General features: G+C 73.1%; 22 protein-coding genes. 15 read left to right on the forward strand and 7 right to left on the reverse strand.

Translation table 11 applies throughout. The annotated features are described in order from the left end of the window. Window positions 1-65 precede the first annotated feature (65 nt). On the forward strand, window positions 66-533 hold the full coding sequence (locus AB0J00_RS07675; protein WP_357742546.1) for a MarR family transcriptional regulator: 468 nt from the start codon (window positions 66-68) through the stop codon (window positions 531-533). A gap of 9 nt (window positions 534-542) precedes the next feature. Here the strand turns inward: AB0J00_RS07675 and AB0J00_RS07680 are convergent, their stop codons facing one another. The 5 genes from AB0J00_RS07680 to AB0J00_RS07700 all read right to left on the reverse strand — a co-directional run bounded on the left by AB0J00_RS07680 (window position 543) and on the right by AB0J00_RS07700 (window position 4,368). After that, window positions 543-941, reverse strand: coding sequence for a VOC family protein (locus AB0J00_RS07680; RefSeq protein WP_357742549.1), 399 nt, complete (start codon window positions 939-941; stop codon window positions 543-545). 172 nt (window positions 942-1,113) lie between these two features. Next, on the reverse strand, window positions 1,114-2,028 hold the full coding sequence (locus tag AB0J00_RS07685; protein ID WP_357742551.1) for an SDR family NAD(P)-dependent oxidoreductase: 915 nt from the start codon (window positions 2,026-2,028) through the stop codon (window positions 1,114-1,116). Between the two features lie 14 nt (window positions 2,029-2,042). Next, entirely contained in the window at window positions 2,043-2,936 is an 894-nt protein-coding gene (locus AB0J00_RS07690) for an amidohydrolase family protein (RefSeq protein ID WP_357742554.1), read from the reverse strand. Next, window positions 2,933-3,628 carry a 3-oxoacid CoA-transferase subunit B gene (locus tag AB0J00_RS07695; protein ID WP_357742556.1) on the reverse strand — a complete coding sequence of 232 codons (696 nt, stop codon included), beginning with the start codon at window positions 3,626-3,628 and terminating at the stop codon, window positions 2,933-2,935. Before AB0J00_RS07695 ends, AB0J00_RS07690 begins: the two co-directional genes overlap by 4 nt. Then, entirely contained in the window at window positions 3,625-4,368 is a 744-nt protein-coding gene (locus AB0J00_RS07700) for a 3-oxoacid CoA-transferase subunit A (protein WP_357742558.1), read from the reverse strand. Before AB0J00_RS07700 ends, AB0J00_RS07695 begins: the two co-directional genes overlap by 4 nt. 391 nt (window positions 4,369-4,759) lie before the next feature. Here AB0J00_RS07700 and AB0J00_RS07705 point away from each other — a divergent pair, with 391 nt between their 5' ends. The 14 genes from AB0J00_RS07705 to AB0J00_RS07770 all read left to right on the forward strand — a co-directional run bounded on the left by AB0J00_RS07705 (window position 4,760) and on the right by AB0J00_RS07770 (window position 20,319). Continuing rightward, on the forward strand, window positions 4,760-5,869 hold the full coding sequence (locus AB0J00_RS07705) for an NDMA-dependent alcohol dehydrogenase (protein WP_357742560.1): 1,110 nt from the start codon (window positions 4,760-4,762) through the stop codon (window positions 5,867-5,869). A 10-nt stretch (window positions 5,870-5,879) separates the two neighbouring features. Beyond that, a complete protein-coding gene (locus AB0J00_RS07710) occupies window positions 5,880-7,358 on the forward strand; it encodes an aldehyde dehydrogenase family protein (RefSeq protein WP_357742563.1) in 1,479 nt (492 codons plus the stop codon). A gap of 39 nt (window positions 7,359-7,397) precedes the next feature. Beyond that, window positions 7,398-8,516, forward strand: a complete 1,119-nt coding sequence (locus AB0J00_RS07715; protein ID WP_357742566.1) for an NDMA-dependent alcohol dehydrogenase — start codon at window positions 7,398-7,400, stop codon at window positions 8,514-8,516. A gap of 3 nt (window positions 8,517-8,519) precedes the next feature. Next, window positions 8,520-9,116 (forward strand): UGSC family (seleno)protein, encoded by a 597-nt coding sequence (locus tag AB0J00_RS07720; protein WP_357742568.1) that lies wholly within the window; start codon window positions 8,520-8,522, stop codon window positions 9,114-9,116. Continuing rightward, on the forward strand, window positions 9,113-10,225 hold the full coding sequence (locus AB0J00_RS07725; protein ID WP_357742571.1) for a hypothetical protein: 1,113 nt from the start codon (window positions 9,113-9,115) through the stop codon (window positions 10,223-10,225). The genes AB0J00_RS07720 and AB0J00_RS07725 overlap by 4 nt, the downstream gene beginning before the upstream one ends. Further along, a complete protein-coding gene (locus AB0J00_RS07730) occupies window positions 10,222-11,124 on the forward strand; it encodes an SDR family NAD(P)-dependent oxidoreductase (RefSeq protein WP_357742574.1) in 903 nt (300 codons plus the stop codon). The genes AB0J00_RS07725 and AB0J00_RS07730 overlap by 4 nt, the downstream gene beginning before the upstream one ends. Next, window positions 11,121-12,002 carry an SDR family oxidoreductase gene (locus AB0J00_RS07735; RefSeq protein ID WP_357742577.1) on the forward strand — a complete coding sequence of 294 codons (882 nt, stop codon included), beginning with the start codon at window positions 11,121-11,123 and terminating at the stop codon, window positions 12,000-12,002. Before AB0J00_RS07730 ends, AB0J00_RS07735 begins: the two co-directional genes overlap by 4 nt. Next, complete coding sequence (locus AB0J00_RS07740; RefSeq protein ID WP_357742580.1) at window positions 11,999-13,108, forward strand: zinc-binding dehydrogenase; 1,110 nt, start codon at window positions 11,999-12,001, stop codon at window positions 13,106-13,108. The genes AB0J00_RS07735 and AB0J00_RS07740 overlap by 4 nt, the downstream gene beginning before the upstream one ends. A gap of 10 nt (window positions 13,109-13,118) precedes the next feature. Next, window positions 13,119-14,123 (forward strand): amidohydrolase family protein, encoded by a 1,005-nt coding sequence (locus AB0J00_RS07745; protein ID WP_357742582.1) that lies wholly within the window; start codon window positions 13,119-13,121, stop codon window positions 14,121-14,123. Between the two features lie 414 nt (window positions 14,124-14,537). Next, window positions 14,538-16,121 carry an ABC transporter substrate-binding protein gene (locus AB0J00_RS07750; protein ID WP_357742585.1) on the forward strand — a complete coding sequence of 528 codons (1,584 nt, stop codon included), beginning with the start codon at window positions 14,538-14,540 and terminating at the stop codon, window positions 16,119-16,121. A gap of 62 nt (window positions 16,122-16,183) precedes the next feature. Next, window positions 16,184-17,152 (forward strand): ABC transporter permease, encoded by a 969-nt coding sequence (locus tag AB0J00_RS07755; RefSeq protein ID WP_357742587.1) that lies wholly within the window; start codon window positions 16,184-16,186, stop codon window positions 17,150-17,152. Continuing rightward, the gene (locus tag AB0J00_RS07760; protein WP_357742590.1) at window positions 17,139-18,026 is read left to right on the forward strand and encodes an ABC transporter permease; all 888 of its coding nucleotides are present in this window, start codon (window positions 17,139-17,141) and stop codon (window positions 18,024-18,026) included. Before AB0J00_RS07755 ends, AB0J00_RS07760 begins: the two co-directional genes overlap by 14 nt. Before the next feature lie 38 nt (window positions 18,027-18,064). Next, window positions 18,065-19,231, forward strand: coding sequence for an ABC transporter ATP-binding protein (locus tag AB0J00_RS07765; protein WP_357742593.1), 1,167 nt, complete (start codon window positions 18,065-18,067; stop codon window positions 19,229-19,231). Continuing rightward, entirely contained in the window at window positions 19,228-20,319 is a 1,092-nt protein-coding gene (locus AB0J00_RS07770; protein ID WP_357742595.1) for an oligopeptide/dipeptide ABC transporter ATP-binding protein, read from the forward strand. The genes AB0J00_RS07765 and AB0J00_RS07770 overlap by 4 nt, the downstream gene beginning before the upstream one ends. Window positions 20,320-20,395: 76 nt before the next feature. Here the strand turns inward: AB0J00_RS07770 and AB0J00_RS07775 are convergent, their stop codons facing one another. Both AB0J00_RS07775 and AB0J00_RS07780 read right to left on the reverse strand, forming a co-directional pair. Further along, window positions 20,396-21,196, reverse strand: a complete 801-nt coding sequence (locus AB0J00_RS07775; RefSeq protein WP_357742598.1) for an SDR family NAD(P)-dependent oxidoreductase — start codon at window positions 21,194-21,196, stop codon at window positions 20,396-20,398. Next, a complete protein-coding gene (locus AB0J00_RS07780) occupies window positions 21,193-22,284 on the reverse strand; it encodes an LLM class flavin-dependent oxidoreductase (RefSeq protein ID WP_357742600.1) in 1,092 nt (363 codons plus the stop codon). The genes AB0J00_RS07775 and AB0J00_RS07780 overlap by 4 nt, the downstream gene beginning before the upstream one ends. Window positions 22,285-22,402: the final 118 nt, after the last annotated feature.

Raw genomic sequence — 22,402 nt, forward strand, 5'->3', positions numbered from 1 at the left:
CCCGACCCGGTGACGACCGGGTCGGGCTCCGTCGCGTGCGGGCTCGTGCTGCTAGCGTCCCGGACGTGCCGGATCGACAACAGGCTGTCAACTTCCCGGACGACGGCCTGGACGGCGCCCTGGCGCTGTTCATCGCCGACGTCCAGGAGCTCGCCGGGCGGTTCCGGGAGATGGCCGATGCCATCGCCCGTGCGGAGGACCAGACCCGGGCGCGCTGGTACGCGCTCAGCGTCTTCTCGGCCGAGCCGCTGACGGTGCCCCAGGCGGCGCGCCGGCTGGGGACCACCCGGCAGGCGGTCCAGCGCAGCGCGGACGACCTCGTCGCCCGAGGCCTCGCCCACCCGGCCCCGAACCCGGACCACCGGACGTCGCCGTTCATCCGGCTCACCCCCGCCGGGGAGGCCCTGCTGCAGCGGATCTCCGACCGTGCGGCGCAGGAGCGGGGTCGCTGGCTGCCGGACACCGCGGCGGCCGACCTGCAGGACGGCCACCAGGCGGTCCGGCGGTTGCTGGCCGTCCTGCGCGACGCCTGACCGGAGCGGTCAGGCGCGCTGGAAGCGCCGGCGGGCGTCCTCGGAGACCGGCGTGAAGAGGTTGACGAGGTTCCCGTCGGGGTCGCGGAAGAGGATCGACCGGTTCCCCCACGGCATCGTGGTCGGCGCCATCTCCCACGCGGTCACGACCGGCTGCAGCCGGTCGAACTCGGCGTCGACGTCGTCGACCACCCACTCGAGGATCGCGGTGCGGTTGCTCGCCGGCTGGGCGGCGCCGTTGAACAGCGCGGCCGTCGAGGAGTGGCCGATGGCGAGGGTGCACGTGGCGTAGCGCAGCTCCGCGAAGACGGGTGCGGGGCGCTCCGCGGCCACCTGCGTCACCTCCTCGTAGAAGTCGACGAGGGAGTCCACGTCGTCGGTGATGAGGCGGATCGAGGCGAGGTGCACGGGCGCTCTCCTGGGTGCGGCGTCGGGCGCCGCGGGTCCGCGGCCCTGCCACCCTGGCGTACATGACAACATGTTGTCAAACGTCGGACCGGGCAGGACGCCGAACGGCCGGCCCCGCCCAGAGGGGCAGGACCGGCCGTTCGTCGGACCAGGCGGTCAGTCCACAGGTCGATCAGGGCACCAGGTCGGTGAGCCGCGGGCTCGGCAGCCGGTTCTCCGGCGCGTAGATCGGCGAGGACGTCAGGAACGGGATCACCGCAGCCCGCTCCTCGTCGATCGGCTCGTCGGGGAACGCGGCCAGCGTCGTCTCGAACCGCTCGCGCACGCCCTCCTTGAACTCCGGGTGGGTCAGGATGAACAGGTCGCCGCGGCGCACGCCGTTGAGCACCCGCTCGCCTGCCTCCAGGTAGCTCATGTACGGCTGCTGCTTGGCCCGCTCGAGGAACTCCGCCGGCGGCGGCGTGTAGCCGCTCTCGCCGTACTGCGCGGGCCGGGCGGCGACGCCGGCGGCGATGTTGCTGTGCACCGGGCCGGGGCAGTACGCCGAGACGCCGATGCCCTCCGGCGCCAGCTCGATGGCCAGCGCCTCCGACAGCGCGATCACCGCGGCCTTGGTCATGCTGTACAGCCCCGCGACGACCGGCAGCAGCCCGGCCATCGACGTCGTGGTGACGACGTGGCCGCCCCGGCCGCCCTCGCGGATGCGCGGCACGAACGCGCGCAGCCCGTTGCCGACGCCCTTGATGTTGACGTCGATCAGCCAGTCCCAGTCGCTGGCGGTCGCGCCCATCACCGGGCCGGTGAGCCCGATGCCGGCGTTGTTGACCAGCACGTCCACCCGGCCGAACCGGGCGACGGTCTCCGCGGCCGCGTCCTCCACGGCGGCGGCGTCGGTGACGTCCAGCTGCCGCGCCTCCGCCGTCAGGCCGGCCGCGTCGAACTCGGCGAGCGTCTCGTCGATGTGCTCCTGGCGGCGGCCGGTGACCACCACCTGCATGCCCGCACGGGCGAAGGCCAGCGCGATCCCGCGGCCGATGCCGCTGGACCCGCCGGTGATGAAGGCGACCCGCCCGTCGACGTCCTGCATGTCTGCCGTCCTCCTCAGCCGAGCCCGAGCAGGCGGGCGGCGTTGTCCTTCATGATCTTCGGGCGGACCTCGTCCTTGATCTTCAGCTCGCCGAAGTCCTTCACCCAGCGCTCCGGGGTGATGACCGGGAAGTCCGACCCGAAGAGGACCTTGTCCCGCAGCAGCGAGTTGGCGTACTGCACCAGCTGCGGCGGGAAGTACTTCGGCGACCAGCCGGACAGGTCGATGTGCACCCGCGGCTTGTGGGTGGCCACCGACAGCGCCTCGTCCTGCCAGGGGAAGGACGGGTGGGCCAGGATGATGTCCAGGTCGGGGAAGTCGACCGCGACGTCGTCGACGAGCATCGGGTTCGAGTACTTCAGCCGGATGCCGCCGCCGCCCCGGGTGCCGGCACCGACGCCGGTCTGCCCGGAGTGGAACAGCGCGATGAGCCCGAACTCCTGGATCACCTCGTACAGCGGGTAGGCGATCGGGTCGTTGGGGGCGAACGCCTGGGTGTTCGGGTGGAACTTGAACCCGCGCACCCCGTAGTCGCGGGCCAGCCGGCGCGCCATCGCCACGCCCTCGGCGCCGCGGTGCGGGTCGATGCTGGCGAACGGGATGATCACGTCGGCGTGCTCGGCGGCCTGCTCCGCGACCTCCTCGTTGGTCGGGGTGCCCTCCTCGGTGTGCGTGACGCTGTCGACGCCGAAGACCACCGCGGCCATGTTCCGCTCGCGGTAGTAGTCGGCCAGCTGCGGCACCGTGTACTGCGGCATGGTGCCGATGCCGAAGTAGGCGCCCATGTCCTCGCCCTGCGAGCCGGACGGCGGGGGAGCGGACACCGAGCGGTGCACGTGGGTGTGCACGTCGATGGCGGTGATCGCGTCGAGGTCGATCCGGGGGCCGGGGTAGGCGGGGCTGCTCATGCGAGGTCCTCCGTGTAGGGCGCGGCGGTGGCGGCGCGCACCTGCTCGGGCGTGACGCCCGGCGCGCACTCGACCAGCCGCAGGCCGCCGTCCACCACATGGAAGACGGCCAGGTCGGTGTAGACGCGGGTCACGCAGGCGCGCCCGGTCAGCGGCATCGTGCACTCCGGCACGATCTTCGGCCGGCCCTTGCGGTCGACGTGCTCCATGGCCACCCACACCTGCGGGGTGCCGGCGACCAGGTCCATCGCGCCGCCGACGGCCGGGTTGCGGCCGGGGACGTACCAGTTGGCGAGGTCGCCGTTGGCGGCGACCTGCAGCGCGCCGAGCACGGTGACGTCCAGGTGGCCGCCGCGGATCATCGCGAACGACATCGCCGAGTCGGTGATCGCGGCGCCGCTCAGCAGCGTGATCGGCTGCTTGCCGGCGTCGGTGAGGTCGGGGTCGCCCGGGCCGTCCGGCGCGGGGCCGAGGCCCAGGACGCCGTTCTCCGCGTGCAGCACCACCTCGACGTCGTCGGGCAGGAAGCGGGGCACCTCCAGCGGGATGCCGACGCCGAGGTTGACGACGTACCCGTCCTGCAGGTCCGCGGCCAGCCGCTCGGCGATGCCGTCGCGGGTGCGGCCCTGCGGGGGAGCGGCCGGCGCCGCGGGCGCGGTCCCGGTCGTCGGCGCGGGGGTGGTGGCGGTCATGACGCGGTCCTCTCGACCAGCTCGCGGGCGGCGGTGGTGGACGGCACCAGCTCGTCCACGAACACCCCGGGGAGGTGGATGTCGTCGGGGTGCAGCTCGTCGACCGGGACGAGCTCCTCGATCTCGGCCAGCGTGGTGCGCCCGCACATGGCGGCGATCGGGTTGAAGTTGCGGGCCGACAACCGGAAGCGCAGGTTGCCGCGGCGGTCGGCGCGGTGCGCCTTCACCAGGGCGTAGTCGGCGACGATGCCCTCCTCGAGCACGCACTCGCGGCCGTTGATCAGCCGGTGCTCCTTGGCCGGCACGTGCTCGGCCACGCCGCCCTCGGGGCTGTACCGGAGGGTGAAGGAGCCGTCGGCGAGCATCGTGCCGGCGCCGGAGGGGGTGAAGAACGCCGGGATCCCGGCCCCGCCGGCGCGCATCCGCTCCGCCAGGGTGCCCTGGGGCACGAGCTCCAGCTCCACCTTGCCGGCGAAGTACTCGTCGTAGAACTCCGGGAGCACCGGGAACGACCCGGTGAACCGGCGCAACCGCCCCTCGTGGAGGAGGCGGCCGATGCCGCTGAAGTCGTTGCCCACGTTGTTGACGTAGACGTGCAGGTCGCGGCGGTCCAGCTCGCACAGCGCGTCGATGAGCGCGTCCGGCCGCCCGGAGCTGCCGAACCCCCCGACGGCGATGGAGGCCCCCGAGGGGATCTGGTCGACCACGGACAGCACGTCCTCGCGGTACTTGTCGATCAACGCCAGGTCCTCTCGCTGCGGCTGGCTGGGAACGGGGAGGCGGCGGTGCCGCGGCGGTGTCGCGCGGCGGGGACGGGACGGACCGTGTGGTCCGCGTCACGCCGACGCCGAGGACGGTAGGGACGGCGGCGCGGACCGGAGAACCCCGCTTTCCACCCTGGGGAAGGTGTGCCCAGCCGGCGCTCAGGCAGGCCCCCGCGGCCCGCCGAGCCGCCTCCGCGGGCCCCCGAGCTGCGGTCTTCCGTGCGACGGGAGAGGTGTGGCCCAGGCCACTCGGGCTGAGCATCGTGATCAGCGGCCGCCCGTGGTCCGGCGCGGACACCACCACCCCGGACCGAGTGCCGCGGCCCCACTGCCGAAGCGGCCACCCACCAGCAGGAAGAGGGTCCAGATGAGTGTGACCACCCGCGCCGCGGTCTGCCGCGAGCCCGGCAAGCCCTGGGAGATCACCGAGCTGGAGCTCGACGACCCCAAGGCCAACGAGGTGCGCGTCAAGTTCATGGCCGCCGGGCTCTGCCACTCCGACGACCACATCCAGAAGGGCGACGCGCAGATGCGCTTCCCCGTGGTCGGCGGGCACGAGGGCGCCGGCATCATCGACGCGGTCGGCGAGGGCGTCACCCGGGTCAAGGTCGGCGACCACGTCGTCTGCTCGTTCATCCCGGCCTGCGGCAAGTGCCGGTACTGCTCCACCGGCCGGCAGAACCTCTGCGACGAGGGCAAGAACGCCTCGACCGGCATGTTCGCCGACGGCACCTTCCGGTTCCACCAGAACGGCGAGGACTTCGGCGGCCTGTGCGTGCTGGGCACGTTCAGCCAGTTCGCGGTGGTCAGCGAGTACTCGGTCATCCCGATCGGTGAGGACATCCCGTTCGAGGTCGCCAGCCTCGTCGGCTGCGGCGTCCCGACGGGCTGGGGCAGCGCGGTGCACGCCGCGGGCGTCCGCGCCGGGCAGACCGTCGTCATCTACGGCTCCGGCGGCGTCGGCAGCAACGCGGTGCAGGGCGCGGCCCTGGCCGGCGCCGAGCGCGTCATCGTGGTGGACCCGGTCGAGTTCAAGCGCGAGATGGCCACCGTCTTCGGTGCCACCCACACCTTCGCCTCGGCCAAGGAGGCGCACGACTTCGTCGTCGAGTCCACCTGGGGCCAGCTGGCCGACCACGCGATCATCACCGTCGGCGTGCTGCACGACGAGGTGATCGCCGACGCGCTCAAGGTCGTCGGCAAGACCGGCCAGGTGACCGTGACCGCCGTGGGCAACGGCTGGATCAACGAGCACCCCGGGATGTTCATCGGCTACCAGCGGCGGATCCAGGGCGCGATCTTCGGCGCCTGCAACCCGCTGTTCGACGTCCCTCGGCTGCTGTCCCTCTACCGGTCCGGGAAGTTGAAGCTCGACGAGCTGATCACCCGCACGTACCGGCTCGAGGACGTCAACCAGGGCTACCAGGACATGTTGGACGGCAAGAACGTCCGCGGCGTCATCATCCACGAGCACTGAGGACCCAGCCATGACGATCGCCCCTCCCGGCCCGCAGACCGGCAGCCCGCTCATCATCGACAACGCCCAGCTCATCGGCGGTGACTGGGTCCCGGCCGCCGACGGCCAGACCATCGAGGTCATCAACCCGGCCACCGGCGACGTGCTCGCCCGCGTGCCCCGTGGCGGGGCCGCCGACGTCGACGCCGCGGTCCGCGCGGCCGAGGCCGCGTTCCCGGCCTGGCGCGACACCAACGCCACCGCCCGCGCCGCGCTGCTGTTCCGCTGGGCGCAGCTGATCGAGGACAACATCGGCGAGCTGGACAAGCTGGAGTCGCAGGAGGTCGGCCGGCCGCACTGGGGTCCGCCGCCGATGGCCGGCCAGCTGCGCTTCACCGCCGGCCAGGCCGACAAGGTGCAGGGCCTGTCGCTGCCCACCTACACCCCGGACGCGCTCGGCCTCACGCTGCGCGAGCCCTACGGCGTGGTCGGCGCGATCATCCCGTGGAACGCCCCCGGCCCGATGTTCGTCACCGACGTCGGCCCGGCGATCGCCGCCGGCAACACCATCGTCATCAAGCCGGCCGAGGACGCGCCGCTGACCGCGCTGGCGCTGGCCCGGCTCGCGCTCGAGGCCGGCATCCCGCCGGGCGTGGTCAACGTCGTCACCGGCTACGGCCACGAGGCCGGCGCGGCCATCCCGGCGCACCCGCGGATCCGCCGGATGAGCTTCACCGGCTCGCCGCAGACCGGGTCGCTGATCATGGCCGCCTGCGCGGAGAACCTCACCCCGCTGCACCTGGAGCTGGGCGGCAAGTCCCCGCAGGTCATCCTCGGCGACGCGGACCTGGACGCCGCCATCCCGGCGATCGCCCGCGGCATCACCCTCAACACCGGCCAGATCTGCGCCGCCGGCTCCCGGGTGGTCGTCGAGCGGTCGGTGCACGCCGAGGTCGTGCAGCGGCTGGCCGAGCACATGTCGCAGGTCAAGGTCGGCCCGTGGCACGAGCAGGTCAACATGGGCCCGCTGATCAACGCCAAGCAGCAGGAGCGCGTGCTCAAGTACATGCAGCTGGGCCAGGAGGAGGGCGCCGACCTGGTGCTCGGCGGCGGCCGCCCCTCGGGCGCCCAGTTCGAGCGCGGCTTCTTCGTCGAGCCGACCCTCTTCGACAACGTCGACCCGCAGATGCGGATCCACCAGGAGGAGATCTTCGGCCCGGTGCTCGGCGTCACCGCCGTCGCCGACGCGGACGAGGCGCTGCGGGTGGCCAACGGCACCGACTACGGCCTGGTCGCCTCGGTCTGGACCCGCGACGTGGGCAAGGCCGTGAAGTTCTCCCGCGGCCTGCAGGCCGGCCAGGTGGCGGTCAACGCGGCCCTCGGCGCCGGCGTCATCGGCGGCCCCTTCGGCGGCTACAAGCGCTCCGGCTTCGGCCGCACCATGGGCGCCGACTCCGTCCTGGACTACACGCAGGTCAAGACGGTGTCCCTGCGGGGCACCGGTGCCTGAGCCCACCACCCACGCCAGCACCCCGAGGAGCGCATCCCGATGAGCATCACCACGCACGCCGCCATCGCCCGGGGGCCGCACATCGGCTGGGAGATGGTCGACCTCCAGCTCGACGAGCCCAAGGCGCACGAGGTCCGGGTCAAGTTCGCCGCCTCCGGCCTGTGCCACTCCGACGACCACATCACCGCCGGGGACGCGCCGGTCCGCTTCCCGATGGTCGGCGGCCACGAGGGCGCCGGCATCGTCGAGTCGGTCGGCCCCGACGTCCGCCGGGTCAAGGTCGGCGACCGGGTCGTCTGCTCCTACATCCCCGCCTGCGGCTACTGCCGGCCGTGCTCCACCGGGCACCAGAACATGTGCGAGAAGGGCCTCAACGCCGGCAGCGGCATGTTCCTCGACGGCACCTTCCGCTTCCACCTCGGCGACGAGGACCTCGGCGGCTTCTGCTCGCTGGGCACCTTCTCGCAGTACGCCGTCGTCTCCGAGTGGGCCGTCGTCCCGATCGCCGACGACATCCCGTTCGAGGTCGCCAGCCTCGTCGGCTGCGGCGTCCCGACCGGCTGGGGCTCCGCGGTCTACGCCGCCGGCGTCCGGGCCGGGGACACCGTCGTCGTCTTCGGGGCCGGCGGTGTGGGCAGCAACGCCGTCCAGGGCGCCCGGTTCGCCGGTGCCAAGAACGTGGTCGTCGTCGACCCGGTCGAGTTCAAGCGCGAGATGGCCCCGGTGTTCGGCGCCACCCACGCGTTCGCCTCGGCCAAGGAGGCGCACGACTTCGTGGTCGAGACGACGTGGGGGCAGCTGGCCGACCACGTCATCCTCACCCCGGGCGTGGTCACCGAGGAGATGGTCCAGGCCGCGGTGCTGATGACCGGCAAGGGCGGCAAGGTCACCATCACCGGCGTCGGGCACATCAACGAGAAGGCCGTGCACGTGCACGCCGGGATGCTCATCGGCTACCAGCGGCAGATCCGCGGCGCGCTGTTCGGCGACTGCAACCCGCTGTCGGACATCCCCAAGCTGCTGGGCCTGTACCGCGCCGGTGACCTCAAGCTCGACGAGCTGGTCACCCGCACGTACGCCCTCGACGAGGTCAACGAGGCCTACAAGGACCTCAACGACGGCAAGAACATCCGCGGCGTCATCGTCCACGAGGACTGAGCGATGACGACCCCGACCCTGCCCACCCGTGAGCCCAACGCGATCCTGGACCCGACCGGCCGCACGTCCGTCCTCGCCGGGGCCCCCGCCCCGGCCGGGACGGACCGGCCGGCCGGCCAGCTCGCCCCCCGCCGCCCGGACCTCACCGGGCTGCGGGTGGGCCTGCTGGAGAACACCAAGCACAACGCCGCGCTGCTGCTGGACGAGATCGGCGCGCTGCTGGAGGCCGAGCACGGCGTCCGGGTGACCCGGCGGGCCACCAAGCAGGTGTTCGCGATGCCGGTCAGCGACGAGGTGGTGACCGAGTTCGCGGGCGACTGCGACCTGGTGATCACCGCGGTCGGCGACTGCGGGTCGTGCAGCGCGTCGGCGGTGGCCGACGGCATCCGGTTCGAGCAGGCCGGGCTGCCGGCGGCGGTCATCTGCAGCGAGGCCTTCGTCGCGACCGCGGACGCGATGGCCGAGCTGCGCGGCGCGCCCGGCTACCGGTACGCCCGGACGGCGCACCCGGTCGCCGTCCTCAGCCCGCAGCAGGTCGCCGAGCGTGCGAAGCACCTGCTCCCCGACGTGGTCGGGCTGCTGGCGGGGGAGCGGGCGTGACCGAGCTGCTGGACCCCGACGCCGCCCAGGCGGCGATCGAGCACTGCTACGCGCAGGGCTGGTCCGACGGCCTGCCGCTGGTACCGGTCAGCCTGCCCCTGCTGGAGCAGTTCCTGGCCACCACCGACCGACCGGCCGACGAGGTGATCGGGCGGCTGCCGCAGCTGGACCGCTCGGTCACCCTGGAGACCGCGGCGATCAACGCGGCGATGGCCGGCTGCCGGCCCGAGTACTTCCCGGTGGTGCTCGCCGCCTGGGACGCGCTCATGCTCGAGCGGGCCACCGGCGGCGGCGGGTGGCAGTCGACCAGCGGCCCGGCGCCGCTGATCATCGTCAACGGCCCGGTGCGCGACGAGATCGGCCTCAACAGCACCGGCGGCGTCTTCGGGCCCGGCTTCCGGCCCAACGCGACCATCGCGCGCGCCATCGGGCTGATCGTCCGCAACGCCTTCGGCATCCACCCGCACGTGCTCGAGCAGGCCACCCAGGGCCTGCCCGGCCGCTGGCAGATCTGCTTCGGCGAGAACGAGGCGGACAGCCCCTGGGAGCCGCTGGCCGCCGAGGCCGGGCTGCCCGGCGGCGGCTCGGCGGTGTCGGCGACCCTGCTGCGCACCTGCGAGTTCGTCGACAACCGGCACACCAGCAGCGCCGAGCAGCTGCTCGCCGACTTCGCCGACACCATCTCCCGCACCGGCGTGCTGATCTTCCGGCACGCCTCGGCCGGGGTCGTCTTCGCTCCCGACCACGCCCAGCTGCTGGCCGACGCCGGGTTCAGCCGGGCCGACGTCCGCGCCTGGCTGTACGAGCACTGCGGCCGCTCGCTGGCCGACCTGCACCGGGTCGGCAAGGACGGCATCGGCGACAACGGCGTGCGCTTCGCCCGCGAGGACGACGGCGCGCTCCCCGTCCCCGGCGACGACGGGGACGGCTTCCAGCGGACGCTCCCCGACGGCGACCCGCGGCACCTGCTGATCGCCGTGGCCGGCGCCCGCAACGCCGGGATCTCGATGGTCGTGCGGATGTTCGCCGACTGGTCCGGCCGGGCCGTGCCCGTGGTCGGCCGCACCGCTCCCACCACCCCCGCCCAGCCCCTGGAGGCCGCTCGATGACCAGCACCCCTGACCCGCTCGAGGACCCGCTCGGCGGCGCCGGCCAGTCCATGGCCGGCCGGGTCGTGCTCGTCACCGGCGGCGGCCAGAACGGCGACCTGCCCGGGGTCGGCTACGCCATCACCCGGCTGGTCACCGCGGCCGGCGGCAAGGTCGTCGTGCTCGACCGCGACCGCGCGGCCGCGCAGCGCACCGTCGACCGGGTCACCGCCGCCGGCGGCGAGGCCGCCGTGGTGGTCGCCGACGTCACCGACGACGCGGCCTGCGGGCGCGCCGTCGCCGAGGCGGCCGCCGCGTTCGGCCGCCTCGACGGGCTGGTCAACAACGTGGCCGCCGGCGACCGGGCCGGGCTGTTCGAGGTCACCCCCGAGCGGTTCGACCAGCTGGTCGACATCAACCTGCGGTCGGCGTGGTCGGTCACCCGGCACGCCGTCCCGCAGCTGCCGGCCGGCAGCAGCATCGTGAACATCTCCTCGGTCGGCGTGAAGATGCGCGGCCCCGGCATGGTCTACAGCGTCGCCAAGGCGGGGCTGGAGAACCTGACCGAGGGAGCGGCCACGACGCTCGGCCCGCAGGGCATCCGGGTCAACTGCGTGCAGGTCGGCGCCATCTGGGGCGCGTTCGCGGCGGCCAACATGGACGAGCAGCTCCGCGAGCCGCGCCGCCAGTCGGTGGCGCTGAAGACCGAGGGCACCGCCTGGGACATCGCCCACGCAGCGCTGTTCCTGCTCAGCGACGCCGCCCGCTGGGTGTCCGGCGCGATCCTGCCCGTCGAGGGCGGCCCGCCGCACCGCTTCCCCGCGGGGCCGCCGGTCACCGCGGTCGTCGGTGCGGCCGAGCCGGAGGACGAGACGGTGCCGCTCGGGCCCGACGCCGTGGTGCCGGTGGCGCAGGCATGAGGCGCGTCGCGCTGGTCACCGGCTGCGGCAAGCGGGACGGCATGGGCCAGGCCATCGCGCACCGGCTCGCCGCCGCCGGGCACGCCGTCGTGGTCACCGACCTGCAGGCCACCGGCGTGCTCAACCGCCGGCAGGAGGTCGCCGGGGTCCCCGAGCAGCACCGCTGGGGCGGGATCGACCAGCTGGCCGCGGAGATCCGCGAGGCCGGGGGAGAGGTCGCCACGGCGCTGGGCGACATCGCCGACCCGGACGACGCCCGGCGGATGGTCGGCACCGCGACCGGGCAGTTCGGCCGGCTCGACGTCCTGGTCAACAACGCGTCCGCGCCGCAGGGCGCCGACCGGGCCGACGTCGAGGAGGTGCCGTTCGAGGTCTGGGAGCGGCTCATCCGGGTCAACCTGACCGGCACGTTCCTGATGAGCCAGGCCGCCGTCCCGGTGATGCGCGCCCAGCGGTACGGCCGGATCGTCAACATCGCCTCGATGGCCGGGCTGTCGGCCGCGCCGCGCTCGGCGGCGTACTCCGCGTCCAAGGCGGGCGTCATCGGCATGACCCGGGCGCTGGCCATGGACGTCGCCGCCTGGGGTGTCACCGTCAACGCGATCTGCCCCGGGCTGGTCGGCACCAGCCGGGCCATCCTCGACCCCGACCCGTCGCTGGACCACGCCGCGACGATCGCCTCCCGCGGCCGCAACATCCCGGTCGGCCGCGCGGGCACGCCGGACGACATCGCCGCCGCCGTCGGCTACCTCGCGAGCGAGGACGCCGGCTACGTCACCGCCCAGACCCTCGTCCTCGACGGCGGCGGGCTCACCCCCTTCCCCCTCCCGCGGCCGGCCGAGCCGGTCGCCGCGGGCACCGCAGAGGAGAACCGATGACCGACACGGTCCGCGCCGCGGTCCAGGTGGGCCCGCGGAAGATCGAGATGCGCGAGTTCCCCCGGCCGAAGATCGACGCCGACAGCGGCCTGCTGCGGGTGGAGGCCAACGGCATCTGCGGCAGCGACGTCGAGACCTACAAGGGCCACATGGGCGGCGGCCGCACCGACGCGTTCATCCCCGGCCACGAGCCGATGGGCATCATCGAGGAGATCGGTGAGAACGCGGCGAAGCGGTGGGGCGTGCAGCCCGGCGACCGGGTGGCGCTGGAGGTCATCGTCCCCTGCCGGGCCTGCCAGAACTGCCTGACCGGGCGCTACCAGTCCTGCCGCAACCGGACCATCGGGCACGGCGTCACCGGCATCGACACCCAGCCCAGCCTGTTCGGCGGCTTCGCCGAGCACCTGTTCCTGACGCCCAACGCCGTCCTGCACAAGATCGACAACACCATCCCCGCGGAGATCGCGGTGATGTTCAACCCGCTGGGCGCCGGCGTCCGGTGGGCCGCCCACCTCGGCGAGATCGGCCTCGGCGACACGGTCGTGGTGCTCGGCGCCGGCCAGCGCGGGATCGCCGCGGTCATCGCCGCCAAGGCCGCCGGCGCCGGCACCGTGGTCATCACCGGCCTGCCCGCCGACGAGCACAAGCTCGCGCTGGCCCGGGAGTTCGGGGCCGACCACACGGTCGTCGTCGGCCCGGACGGCGAGGACGTCGTCGAGCGGGTCCGGGAGATCACCGACGGCGAGATGGCCGACGTCGTCCTCGAGCTCACCCCGATGGCCGCCGGCCCGGTCACCGACGCGCTGCTGGCCGCCCGGCACGGCGGCCGCGTCGTGCTCGCCGGCCTCAAGGGCGGCCGGGAGATCCCGCTGTCGACCGACCTGATCATCAACCGGGCGCTCACCGTCAAGGGCGCGTTCGGCGTCGACTTCGCCGGGCAGGAGGCGGCCATCGCGCTCATCGAGTCCGGCCGCTTCCCGCTGGAGAAGCTGCACACCCACACGTTCGGCCTCGAGGACACCGCGCTGGCCATCGAGACGCTCGCCGGCGAGGTGCCCGGCGAGAGCCCGGTGCACGTGTCGGTCCACCCCAACCTGCCCGCCTGAGGAGGCCCCCGTGCTCGTCGACGCGCACGCCCACCTGCTGCCCCGCGACTACCCGGCCGACGCGCCGGCGTGCTTCCCGCGGATGGAGCCGGTCGACGGCGACACCGCCCGCACCCTGGTCTTCGGCCAGATGCGGTTCACCGCCCGCGACGTCTTCTTCGACGCCGAACGGCGCATCCAGGAGCAGGACGCCTCCGGGGTGGACGTCGAGGTGCTCAGCCCGATGCCGCCGCTGCTCCGGTACGACCTGCCGGCGGAGGACGGTCTGTCGCTGGCCCGCTGGGTGAACGAGTTCACCGCCACCCTGTGCGCCACCGCCCCCGACCGGTTCAAGGGCCTGGGCATGGTGCCGCTGCAGGACCCCGACGCCGCGGCCGCCGAGCTCAAGGCGATCCGCGACCAGGGGTTGAACGGCATCGAGATCGCCTCCAACGTGCTGGGCAAGAGCATCGGCGACGAGCGCTTCCTGCCCTTCTTCCAGGAGGTCGAGCGGCTCGGGCTGTCGGTGTTCGTCCACGCCATGCCCAGCCCCACCGAGCGGCTGCCGATGAAGGCGATGGGCACCTACGTCGTCGGGGTCGAGGGCGCGTTCGCGGCCGGCTCGATGGTCACCGGCGGCACCGCGGAGGCCTGCCCGGACCTGCGGATCTCCTTCAGCCACGCCGCCGGCGGCTTCCCGCTGATGCTGCCGCGGGCGAACTACTTCTGGAGCGGCTCCTGGAACGAGGAGCCGGTCGACCCGACCCGCGCGGTCATGCACGACGACGGGCCCGCGCCGGTCGAGCTGGCCCGCCGGTTCTGGTACGACTCGATGGTCTTCGACCGCCGGGCGCTGCGGTTCCTCATCGACTACCTGGGCGCCGACCGGCTGCTGGTCGGCTCGGACTTCCCGGCGATGCTCCGCGAGGACCCCGCCGCCGCGACGCTGCGCTCGATGGGCCTGCCGCCGGAGGAGTTCGCCGCGATCGCGAGCGGTAACGCCTTCCGCTGGCTCGGCATCGACCCGCCCGCCTGACCGTTCCACCACCACCCTCGACGGCCCGTCCGGCACCGCCGGGCGGGCCGTCGTGCCTGCCCGGCGGCCGGCCGGCCGGCGGCCGCTGACCAGCACGGACGCCCGGTCCCGGCGCGCTGGACCGGGTCGGCCGCGGCCTTCTCCGCGCGGGTCGTCGCGCTCTGCGACGGTACCCCCCGGAGAGCGCATCCGGACCCCGAAGTTCCTTACCGCCGGACGGAAGCAGCCGGGATCGCGGGTCCCGCGGCACGGGACTCTCTGCGTGCGAATAGTGAGCCCCGTCACCCGCTGGTGCGGGACCCGCAATCGGCTCCACCGCTCCTCGCTCGCTCGCCGAGCGCCCGTCATCCCCAGGCCATCGACGCCCTACCCCGTGGGAGCACCGACGTGAGACGAACGACCAAGATCGCATCCATGGCCGCAGCAGCGGTCGTCTTCCTGACCGCCTGCGGCGGCTCCGGTGACAGCGGCTCCTCCTCCTCCGCGGACAAGCCGGCCGGCGACCCGGTCGCCGGCGGCGACCTGACCGTGCTGGAGGACGCGTCCTTCGCCGGCTCCTGGCCGGCCGGCCTGGACCCGGCCACCAACACCACCGGTGGTTCCAACATCGCCATGAACCAGGCGATCTTCGGCGGGCTGTTCCTGCTGAAGGCCGACGACGACGGCTCCAACGCCGAGGTCACCCCGAACCAGGCGGAGAGCTACCAGATCTCCGACGACGGCACCCAGTTCACCGTCAAGCTCCGCGACGGCATCAAGTTCAGCGACGGCACCGCGCTGGACGCCGAGGCGGTCCGCTGGAACTGGGACCGCGACCTGAACAACCCGTGCACCTGCAAGCCGACCTGGCCGCTGGCCCAGAACGGCATCGAGGTGGTCGACCCGCTGACCATCCGGCTGACCTTCACCCGCCCCTACCCGGCGATCCTCGCCTCGTTCCCGGCGGCCAACGTCAACTGGATCGCCAGCCCGGCCGCGGTGCAGAAGCAGGGCGAGGACGACTTCAAGATCAACCCCGTCGGCGCCGGGCCCTTCACGGTGGTCTCCAACCAGCTGAGCTCCTCGCTGCAGCTGGCGAAGAACCCGAACTACTTCAAGGACGGCCTGCCCTACCTGGACAAGCTGACCTTCCAGTCGATCGGCGGCGACCAGCCGGCCTACCAGGCCCTGCAGGCGGGCCAGGCGCAGGCCTACGAGGGCCTCAACACCACCCCGCTGCTGGAGCAGGCCCAGAAGAGCGGTGACCTGCAGGTCACCATCCAGCCGGCCACCTCGCCCTACGTCATCCAGCTGAACACCAAGATCGCGCCGTTCAACGACGCCAAGGCGCGGGAGGCCATCTACCGGGCCACCGACTTCGAGGCGATCAACAAGGGCGTGTTCAAGGGCAAGTACGACGTGAGCCAGAGCTTCACCGGCCCCGGTGGCAAGTTCTACGAGAAGGACGTCGAGGGCTACCCGGAGTTCGACCTGGCCAAGGCCAAGCAGCTGGTGCAGGAGCTCGGCGGGCTGACCGTCAACCTCGGCACCATCAGCAACTACGTCGCCACCCAGATCAACACCGCGCTGCAGACGCAGTGGGAGGCGGCCGGCATCAAGGTCACGATCAACGACTACCAGCTCTCCGGGGTCATCCAGCAGTTCACCGGTGGTCAGTGGCAGGCGATGCTGCAGACCGCCGGCGCCTGGGACCCGGCCGCCGGCGTCGGTGTCGGGTTCCGGTTCGCCTCCGGCGTCCCCTACAGCGGGGTCAACGACCCGGCGCTCGACGAGCTGCTGAACAACGCGGCCTCGACGGTCGACGAGAAGCAGCGGGCCGACCTGTACCGCCAGGCCGGTGAGCTGATCGCGAAGAACTTCTACGCGCCGTTCGGTCTCGCCTTCGCCCCCGCCAACCTGGCCGCCAAGGGCGTGCACGGTCCGGGGCTCACCACCAAGATCCCGCCGATCCTGGTCAACTCCGGGGTCATCTGGGACGAGGTCTGGCGGCAGAAGTGACCACCGCCACCACGACTCCGCGGGTCCCGGTCGACCGGGACCCGCGGGTCTCCCTCACCCGGATGACCGGTTCGCCGGTCCTCCGCCTGGTCGTCAAGCGCCTGCTGATGGCCATCCCGATCATGCTGGGCGTCACGATCCTGACGTACTGGGTGCTCAGCCTGATCCCCGGCAACGCCGCACAGCAGCTGCTCGGTCCCGAGGCCACGCCGGAGGACATCGCGCAGCTGGAGGAGCAGCTCGGGCTCAACCGCTCCGGGGTCGCGCGCTACTTCGACTGGCTCGGTGGGGCGCTCACCGGCGACCTCGGCAACTCGATGGTCAGCCGGCAGCCGGTGAGCGACGTGCTCGGCGACCGGCTGCCGGTCACCGTGGAGCTCGTGGTGCTGGCCTTCGTGGTCTCGCTGGTCCTCGCCATCCCGGTCGCCCTGGCGGCCGCCCACCGGCCCAACGGGCTGTTCGACCGGATCAGCATGTTCGTCAGCACCGCCGGGCTGTCGGTCGCCAACTACGTGCTGGCGCTGGTGCTGGTGCTGGTCTTCGCCGTGCAGCTCGGCGTGCTCCCCGCCATCGGGTACACCCCGCTGTCGGACGGGGTGGGCGACAACCTGCGCGGCATGATCCTGCCCTCGGCGGCGATCGGCATCCCGCTGTTCTGCTTCTACGCGCGCTTCCTGCGCGGGGACCTGGTCGACCAGCTGCAGCAGGAGGAGTACATCACCACGGCCCGGGCCAAGGGCATCGGTCCGTGGCAGGTGCTGCTCCGGCACGCCTTCCGCAACTCGTCGTTCGGTCTGATCACCGTGGTCGGGCTCAACCTCGGGGCGCTGATCGGCGGCACGGTCATCATCGAGCAGATCTTCTCGCTGCCCGGGATCGGCCAGCTGCTGCTGCAGGCCATCAACACCCGTGACGTCGTCGTCGTGCAGGCCGTCGTGGTGATCTTCGCGCTCGTCGCGGTGGTCGCGAACCTCGTCGTCGACCTGCTGTACGCCGTCCTGGACCCGAGGATCCGCCATGACAGTCGTTGAACCGGCCCCGTCGGCCGCCTACGTCCCGGAGCTCGACCAGGTCGAGGAGGTCGGGCCCCGCCGCCGGCGGGTCCGCAACCTGGGCACCTGGATCCCGGCCGGGATGATCGCGCTGATCGTCTTCGCCTGCTTCCTGGGGCCGCTCGTGCTCGGCCTGCCCCGGCCGATCGGCGGCAACATCCTGGAGAGCTACCTGCCGGCCGGCTCGCCCGGGCACCTGCTGGGCACCGACCCGAACGGCAACGACATCCTGTCCCGCCTGCTCAACGGCGGCCGGGCCTCGCTGCTGATCGCGTTCACCGTCAACGTCCTGGGGCTCCTCATCGGGGGCACCCTGGGCGCGGTGTCCGGGTACCTCGGCGGCGCCGTGGACACGGTGATCATGCGGGTGCTCGACGTGCTCATCGCGTTCCCGTCGCTGGTGCTCACCCTGGCCGTCGCCCAGGCGCTCGGCCCGAGCATGACCAACACGATCCTGGCGCTGACGTTCTTCAGCATCCCGGCGGTCGCCCGGGTGGCCCGGTCGGCGGTGCTGCGGCTGCGGAGCATGCCGTTCATGGCCGCCGCCGAGCTGGCCGGCACCCCCGGCTGGCGGGTGCTGCTGCGGCACCTGGCCCCCAACATCGTCCCGCAGCTGATCACCTTCGCGATGCTCGGCATGGGCATCGTGATCATCATCGAGGGAGCGCTGAGCTTCCTCGGCCTGGGCATCCCGGCACCCAACCCGAGCTGGGGGAACATGGTGGCCGAGGGTCAGCTCAGCCTCTCCGCGACGCCGATGCTGGTCGTCTGGCCGAGCGTCGCGCTGCTGCTCACGGTGCTCTCCTTCAACCTCCTCGGCGAGAACCTGCGTGCCCGGTGGGGTGGCCGGTGAGCCGCTCCGTGACGACACCGACCAGTGAGGGGCCCCGCGTGTCCGAGACGTCCCTGCCCACCCCGTCCGCCGGCGGGCAGCACAGCGCCCGCCCGGACGACGGCCGGCCGCTGCTGTCGGTGCAGGACCTGCGGGTGACCTTCACCCGCGGCGGCCGCCGGGTCAACGCCGTCAACGGGCTGACCTACGAGCTGGCCGCCGGCCGGATGATGGCGATCATCGGCGAGTCCGGCTCCGGGAAGAGCGTCAGCTCCCGGGCGCTCATGGGCCTGCTCCCGCCGACGGCCGAGATCACCGGGTCGGCGCAGTTCGACGGCCGCGAGCTGATCGGGCTCGGCGAGAAGGAGTTCCGCTCGCTGCGCGGGGGCGACATCGCCATGGTCTTCCAGGACCCGGCCCGCTCGCTGAACCCGACCATGAAGATCGGCCTGCAGATCACCGAGGCCATCAAGGCGCACTGCGACCTGGACAAGAAGGGCGTCCGGGACCGCGCGGTGGAGCTGCTCCGCCTGGTCCGGCTGCCCGCGCCGGAGCGGCGGTTCAACGAGTACCCGCACCAGCTCTCCGGCGGCATGCGCCAGCGCGTCATGATCGCCATCGCGCTGGCCGGTGACCCGCGGCTGCTGATCGCCGACGAGGCGACCACCGCCCTGGACGTCACCACCCAGGCGCAGATCATGGAGCTCATCGTGGAGCTGCAGGAGCGGCTCGGCATGGCGGTGATCATGATCAGCCACGACCTGGGCCTGGCCGCGAGCTACGCCCAGGACGTGGCGGTCATGTACGCCGGGCGGGCGGTCGAGTACGCCGCGGCGGCGGACCTGTTCGGCGCCGTCCGGATGCCGTACACCCGGGCGCTGCTGGACGCCATCCCGCTGCTGGAGCGGGGTTCGCACGAGCTGCTGCCGGTCACCCCGGGCCAGCCGCCGGACCTCAGCAAGCTGCCCAAGGGCTGCCCGTTCCGGCCCCGGTGCGCCAACGCCACCGACCGGTGCCTGGAGGCACCGGACTTCCTCGAGCACCAGCCGGGCCACTGGTGGGCCTGCCACCACCCGGTGCCCGAGCGCGCCGTGCTCGCGGGGGTGGCCGACGCCGCCGCGGCCGCGCCGGTGCCCGCCGGGGCGACCGCCGTCGGCGCCGGTGCCACCGCCTACACCCGGGCCGGTGCCACCGACCCGACCACGCGCAAGGGAGCCACCCGATGACCGCCGTCGAGGAGCGGGCGTCGACCACGCCCGGGCAGGGCACGGATCCGCTGCTGAAGGTGCGCGACGTCGTCCAGGAGTTCACCGTCCGGGGCGCGGGCGGCGTCAAGGGCGGCGTCGTGCACGCCGTCTCGCACGTCTCCTTCGACATCTACCCCGGCGAGACGCTGGGCATCGTGGGGGAGACCGGGTCGGGCAAGTCGACGCTGGCCCGGTCGGTGGTGCAGGCGCCGCCGCCCAAGGCCGGGTCGGTGGAGCTGCGCGGCAAGGAGCTGGTGGGGCTGCGCCGGCGGGCGCTGAAGGAGGCCCGCCGCGACGTCCAGATGGTCTACCAGGACCCGTTCGGCTCGCTGAACCCGCGCTGGCGGGTCGAGCAGCTGGTCGAGGAGCCGCTGCTCGGCTACGGCGAGGGCAACGCCGAGTCCCGCCGCAAGCGGGTGGCCGAGCTGCTGGACCTGGTCGGGCTCAACCCGGACAGCTACGGCAAGCGGCGGCCCACGGAGCTGTCCGGCGGCCAGGCGCAGCGGGTCGCCATCGCGCGCGCCATCGCGCTCAACCCGGCGCTGGTGATCTGCGACGAGGCGGTGTCCTCGCTCGACGTGCTCATCCAGGCGCAGGTGCTCAACCTGTTCGAGAAGCTGCGCAAGGAGCTGGGCCTGGCCTACATGTTCATCGCGCACGACCTGGCGCTGGTGAAGCAGGTCAGCGACCGGGTCGCGGTGATGCACCTCGGTCAGCTGGCGGAGATCGGGCCGTCGGAGGGGCTGTACCGCCAGCCGCTGCACCCGTACACCGCCGCGCTGCTGGACTCCATCCCCGGCCTCGACCCGGTCACCGGCCGGGCCCGCCGCCCGGTGCCGATGGCCGGCGAGCCGCCGTCGCCGCTGGACCCGCCCAGCGGCTGCCGGTTCCGCACCCGCTGCCCGCGGGCCCAGGAGAAGTGCGCGATCGAGGAGCCGAAGCTGCAGGAGCGGCTGCCCGGCCACCAGGTGTCCTGCCACTTCCCGCTCGACGAGCTGGCCGCCACGCTGCCCCGGCGGCAGCCGGAGACGCCGACCCAGGAGCACCCGCCGGCCGCGGTCGGCTGACCCGCTCGGCACCCGGTGCCCCGCCCTCCCCACCGGGGAGGGCGGGGCACCGTCACGTCCGGGGCCGGTGGGTGGGTCAGGCGGGGTGCAGGGCGCCGGCGGCGATGCGGTCGAGCCGCTGCCCGGCCACCGGCAGCCACTCCGGGTGGGTCACCACGTAGGGCTGCCCGTCCCGGACGGCGGTCACCACGGCCGCGGCGACCTCGTCGGGCTCCAGCCACCGGTGCGGGCGGCCGCTGGCGGCCAGGTCGTGGTCGGTGAGCGCGCCGGGAGCGCCGGGCGGCCGGGTGCGCAGGCTGTCCTTGATGTTGGTGCGCACCGCGCCGGGCAGCAGCACCGTGGTGCCCACCGGGGAGCCGGCCAGCTCCGCGGCGAGCACCTCGGTGAGCCCGAGCACCCCGGCCTTGGCTGCCACGTAGGCGCCGAGCCCGGGCGGCGGGCACAGCGCCGACATCGACGACGTCACCACCAGGTGCCCCCAGTCGGGGTTGCGCTGCAGCACCGGCAGGAACGCGTGCACGGTGTGGACGACGCCGAACAGGTTGACCTGCAGCATCCAGCGCCAGTCCTCGAGCGTGAGGTCGGCGACCGCACCCACCGGCCCGACGCCGGCGTTGGCGCAGACGACGTGCACCTCGCCGTGCTCGGCGACCGCCCGCTCGGCGAGCGCGGCCACGCTGCCGGGGTCGCCGACGTCGGTGGGCACCCCGAGCACGCCCAGCTCCTCGGCGGTGGCCGCGAGCGCGTCGCCGTCCAGGTCGCCGATCACCACCGCGCAGCCGGCGTCCCGGAAGGCCCGGGCCAGCCCCTTGCCGATGCCCGAGGCCCCGCCGGTGACCACCGCCGTCGTGCCCGGGAAGGAGACCTCCCGGCTCACGCGGGGACCCCGACGGAGGCCCCGGACAGGCTGCGGGCCCGGGGCAGCACCTCGCGGGCGAACAGGTCCAGGCTCGCCCGGGCCTCGTCGTAGGGCATCCCGCCGAAGCAGGGGGCCAGCACCAGCTCGAAGTCGCCGATGACGTCCCGCACGGCCTCGATCTGGCCGAGGATGCGCTCCGGGCTGCCCCACAGCGCGGTGGCCGCGTACTTGTCCGCCGCCTTCTCCAGGCCGGTCTCCTGCAGGAACCGCGCGCCGTCGGCGTACCGCTCGTAGCCCTTGGTGGTGGCGAAGTGGTCGCCGGCCATCTCGTAGTGGTCGACGTTGGACAGGAAGAACCGGTTGACGTACCGGAAGTGCCGCTCCCGGGCCAGCTCGTCGTCCTCGTGGCAGTACATGTTCACGTTGAGGCAGATCGGCGGGGCGGCCTCGCCGTGCTCCTCGGCGTAGAGCCGCCGGTAGGTGTCGAAGGTGGGCATCAGGTCGGGCACCGGCTTGGTGATGAACGACATCAGCCGGGCACGCAGGTGCGCGGCGGAGACCAGCGAGTCCGGTGAGCCGGCGACGCAGTACCGCCGGTCGAGGAACGACGCGCGGGGCCGCGGCCGGAGCTCGGCGCGCGGCTGCGGGTAGTAGGGCCCGTCGCCGCTGATGACGCCGGTCTCCACGGCCTCGAAGATGAGCGCCGCCGCCTCGTCGAACCGGCCGCGGGTCTCCTCCAGCGGGATCCGGAAGGGCACGTACTCGCGCCGGGACAGCCCCCGGCCCAGCCCCAGCAGCAGGCGGCCGCCGGACAGCGTGTCGACCATCAGCGCCTTCTCGGCCACCCGCAGCGGGTCGTTCCACGGCACGATCACCGCCGCGGTGCCCAGCTTGATCCGCTCGGTGCGGGCCGCGACGTGCGCGAGCAGCAGCAGGTTGTCCGGGCACAGCGAGTAGTCCTCGAAGTGGTGCTCCACCACCCACACGCCGTCGTAGCCCAGCGCGTCCGCGCGCACGGCCAGGTCGACCTCGCCGGCGTACATCTCCTGGTCGGTGAGGTCCGGGTCGAGCTTCCCGAACCCCAGGTTGATCCCGATGCCGAGCACAGCGCCACCTCCAGTGGCCGGTGCCGCGGCGCCGGCCGTCGTCCGTCCGTGACGCAGGTCACTGCGCCCGTGGCGACGCTAGGACCGGCGTCGCGACGCCGTCGCCGCTGCTTCCGCC

The sequence above is a fragment of the Modestobacter sp. NPDC049651 genome, from assembly GCF_040659695.1.
Classification (GTDB): Bacteria; Actinomycetota; Actinomycetes; order Mycobacteriales; family Geodermatophilaceae; genus Modestobacter.

Bases quoted from the DNA above. Each gene is read 5' to 3' on its own strand.
- AB0J00_RS07715 (WP_357742566.1), top strand. From the start codon at position 7,398: ATGAGCATCACCACGCACGCCGCCATCGCCCGGGGGCCGCACATCGGC.
- AB0J00_RS07695 (WP_357742556.1), bottom strand. From the start codon at position 3,628: ATGACCGCCACCACCCCCGCGCCGACGACCGGGACCGCGCCCGCGGCG.
- AB0J00_RS07740 (WP_357742580.1), top strand. From the start codon at position 11,999: ATGACCGACACGGTCCGCGCCGCGGTCCAGGTGGGCCCGCGGAAGATC.
- AB0J00_RS07710 (WP_357742563.1), top strand. From the start codon at position 5,880: ATGACGATCGCCCCTCCCGGCCCGCAGACCGGCAGCCCGCTCATCATC.
- AB0J00_RS07705 (WP_357742560.1), top strand. From the start codon at position 4,760: ATGAGTGTGACCACCCGCGCCGCGGTCTGCCGCGAGCCCGGCAAGCCC.
- AB0J00_RS07770 (WP_357742595.1), top strand. From the start codon at position 19,228: ATGACCGCCGTCGAGGAGCGGGCGTCGACCACGCCCGGGCAGGGCACG.
- AB0J00_RS07685 (WP_357742551.1), bottom strand. From the start codon at position 2,028: ATGCAGGACGTCGACGGGCGGGTCGCCTTCATCACCGGCGGGTCCAGC.
- AB0J00_RS07735 (WP_357742577.1), top strand. From the start codon at position 11,121: ATGAGGCGCGTCGCGCTGGTCACCGGCTGCGGCAAGCGGGACGGCATG.
- AB0J00_RS07730 (WP_357742574.1), top strand. From the start codon at position 10,222: ATGACCAGCACCCCTGACCCGCTCGAGGACCCGCTCGGCGGCGCCGGC.
- AB0J00_RS07690 (WP_357742554.1), bottom strand. From the start codon at position 2,936: ATGAGCAGCCCCGCCTACCCCGGCCCCCGGATCGACCTCGACGCGATC.
- AB0J00_RS07760 (WP_357742590.1), top strand. From the start codon at position 17,139: ATGACAGTCGTTGAACCGGCCCCGTCGGCCGCCTACGTCCCGGAGCTC.
- AB0J00_RS07750 (WP_357742585.1), top strand. From the start codon at position 14,538: ATGGCCGCAGCAGCGGTCGTCTTCCTGACCGCCTGCGGCGGCTCCGGT.
- AB0J00_RS07720 (WP_357742568.1), top strand. From the start codon at position 8,520: ATGACGACCCCGACCCTGCCCACCCGTGAGCCCAACGCGATCCTGGAC.
- AB0J00_RS07755 (WP_357742587.1), top strand. From the start codon at position 16,184: ATGACCGGTTCGCCGGTCCTCCGCCTGGTCGTCAAGCGCCTGCTGATG.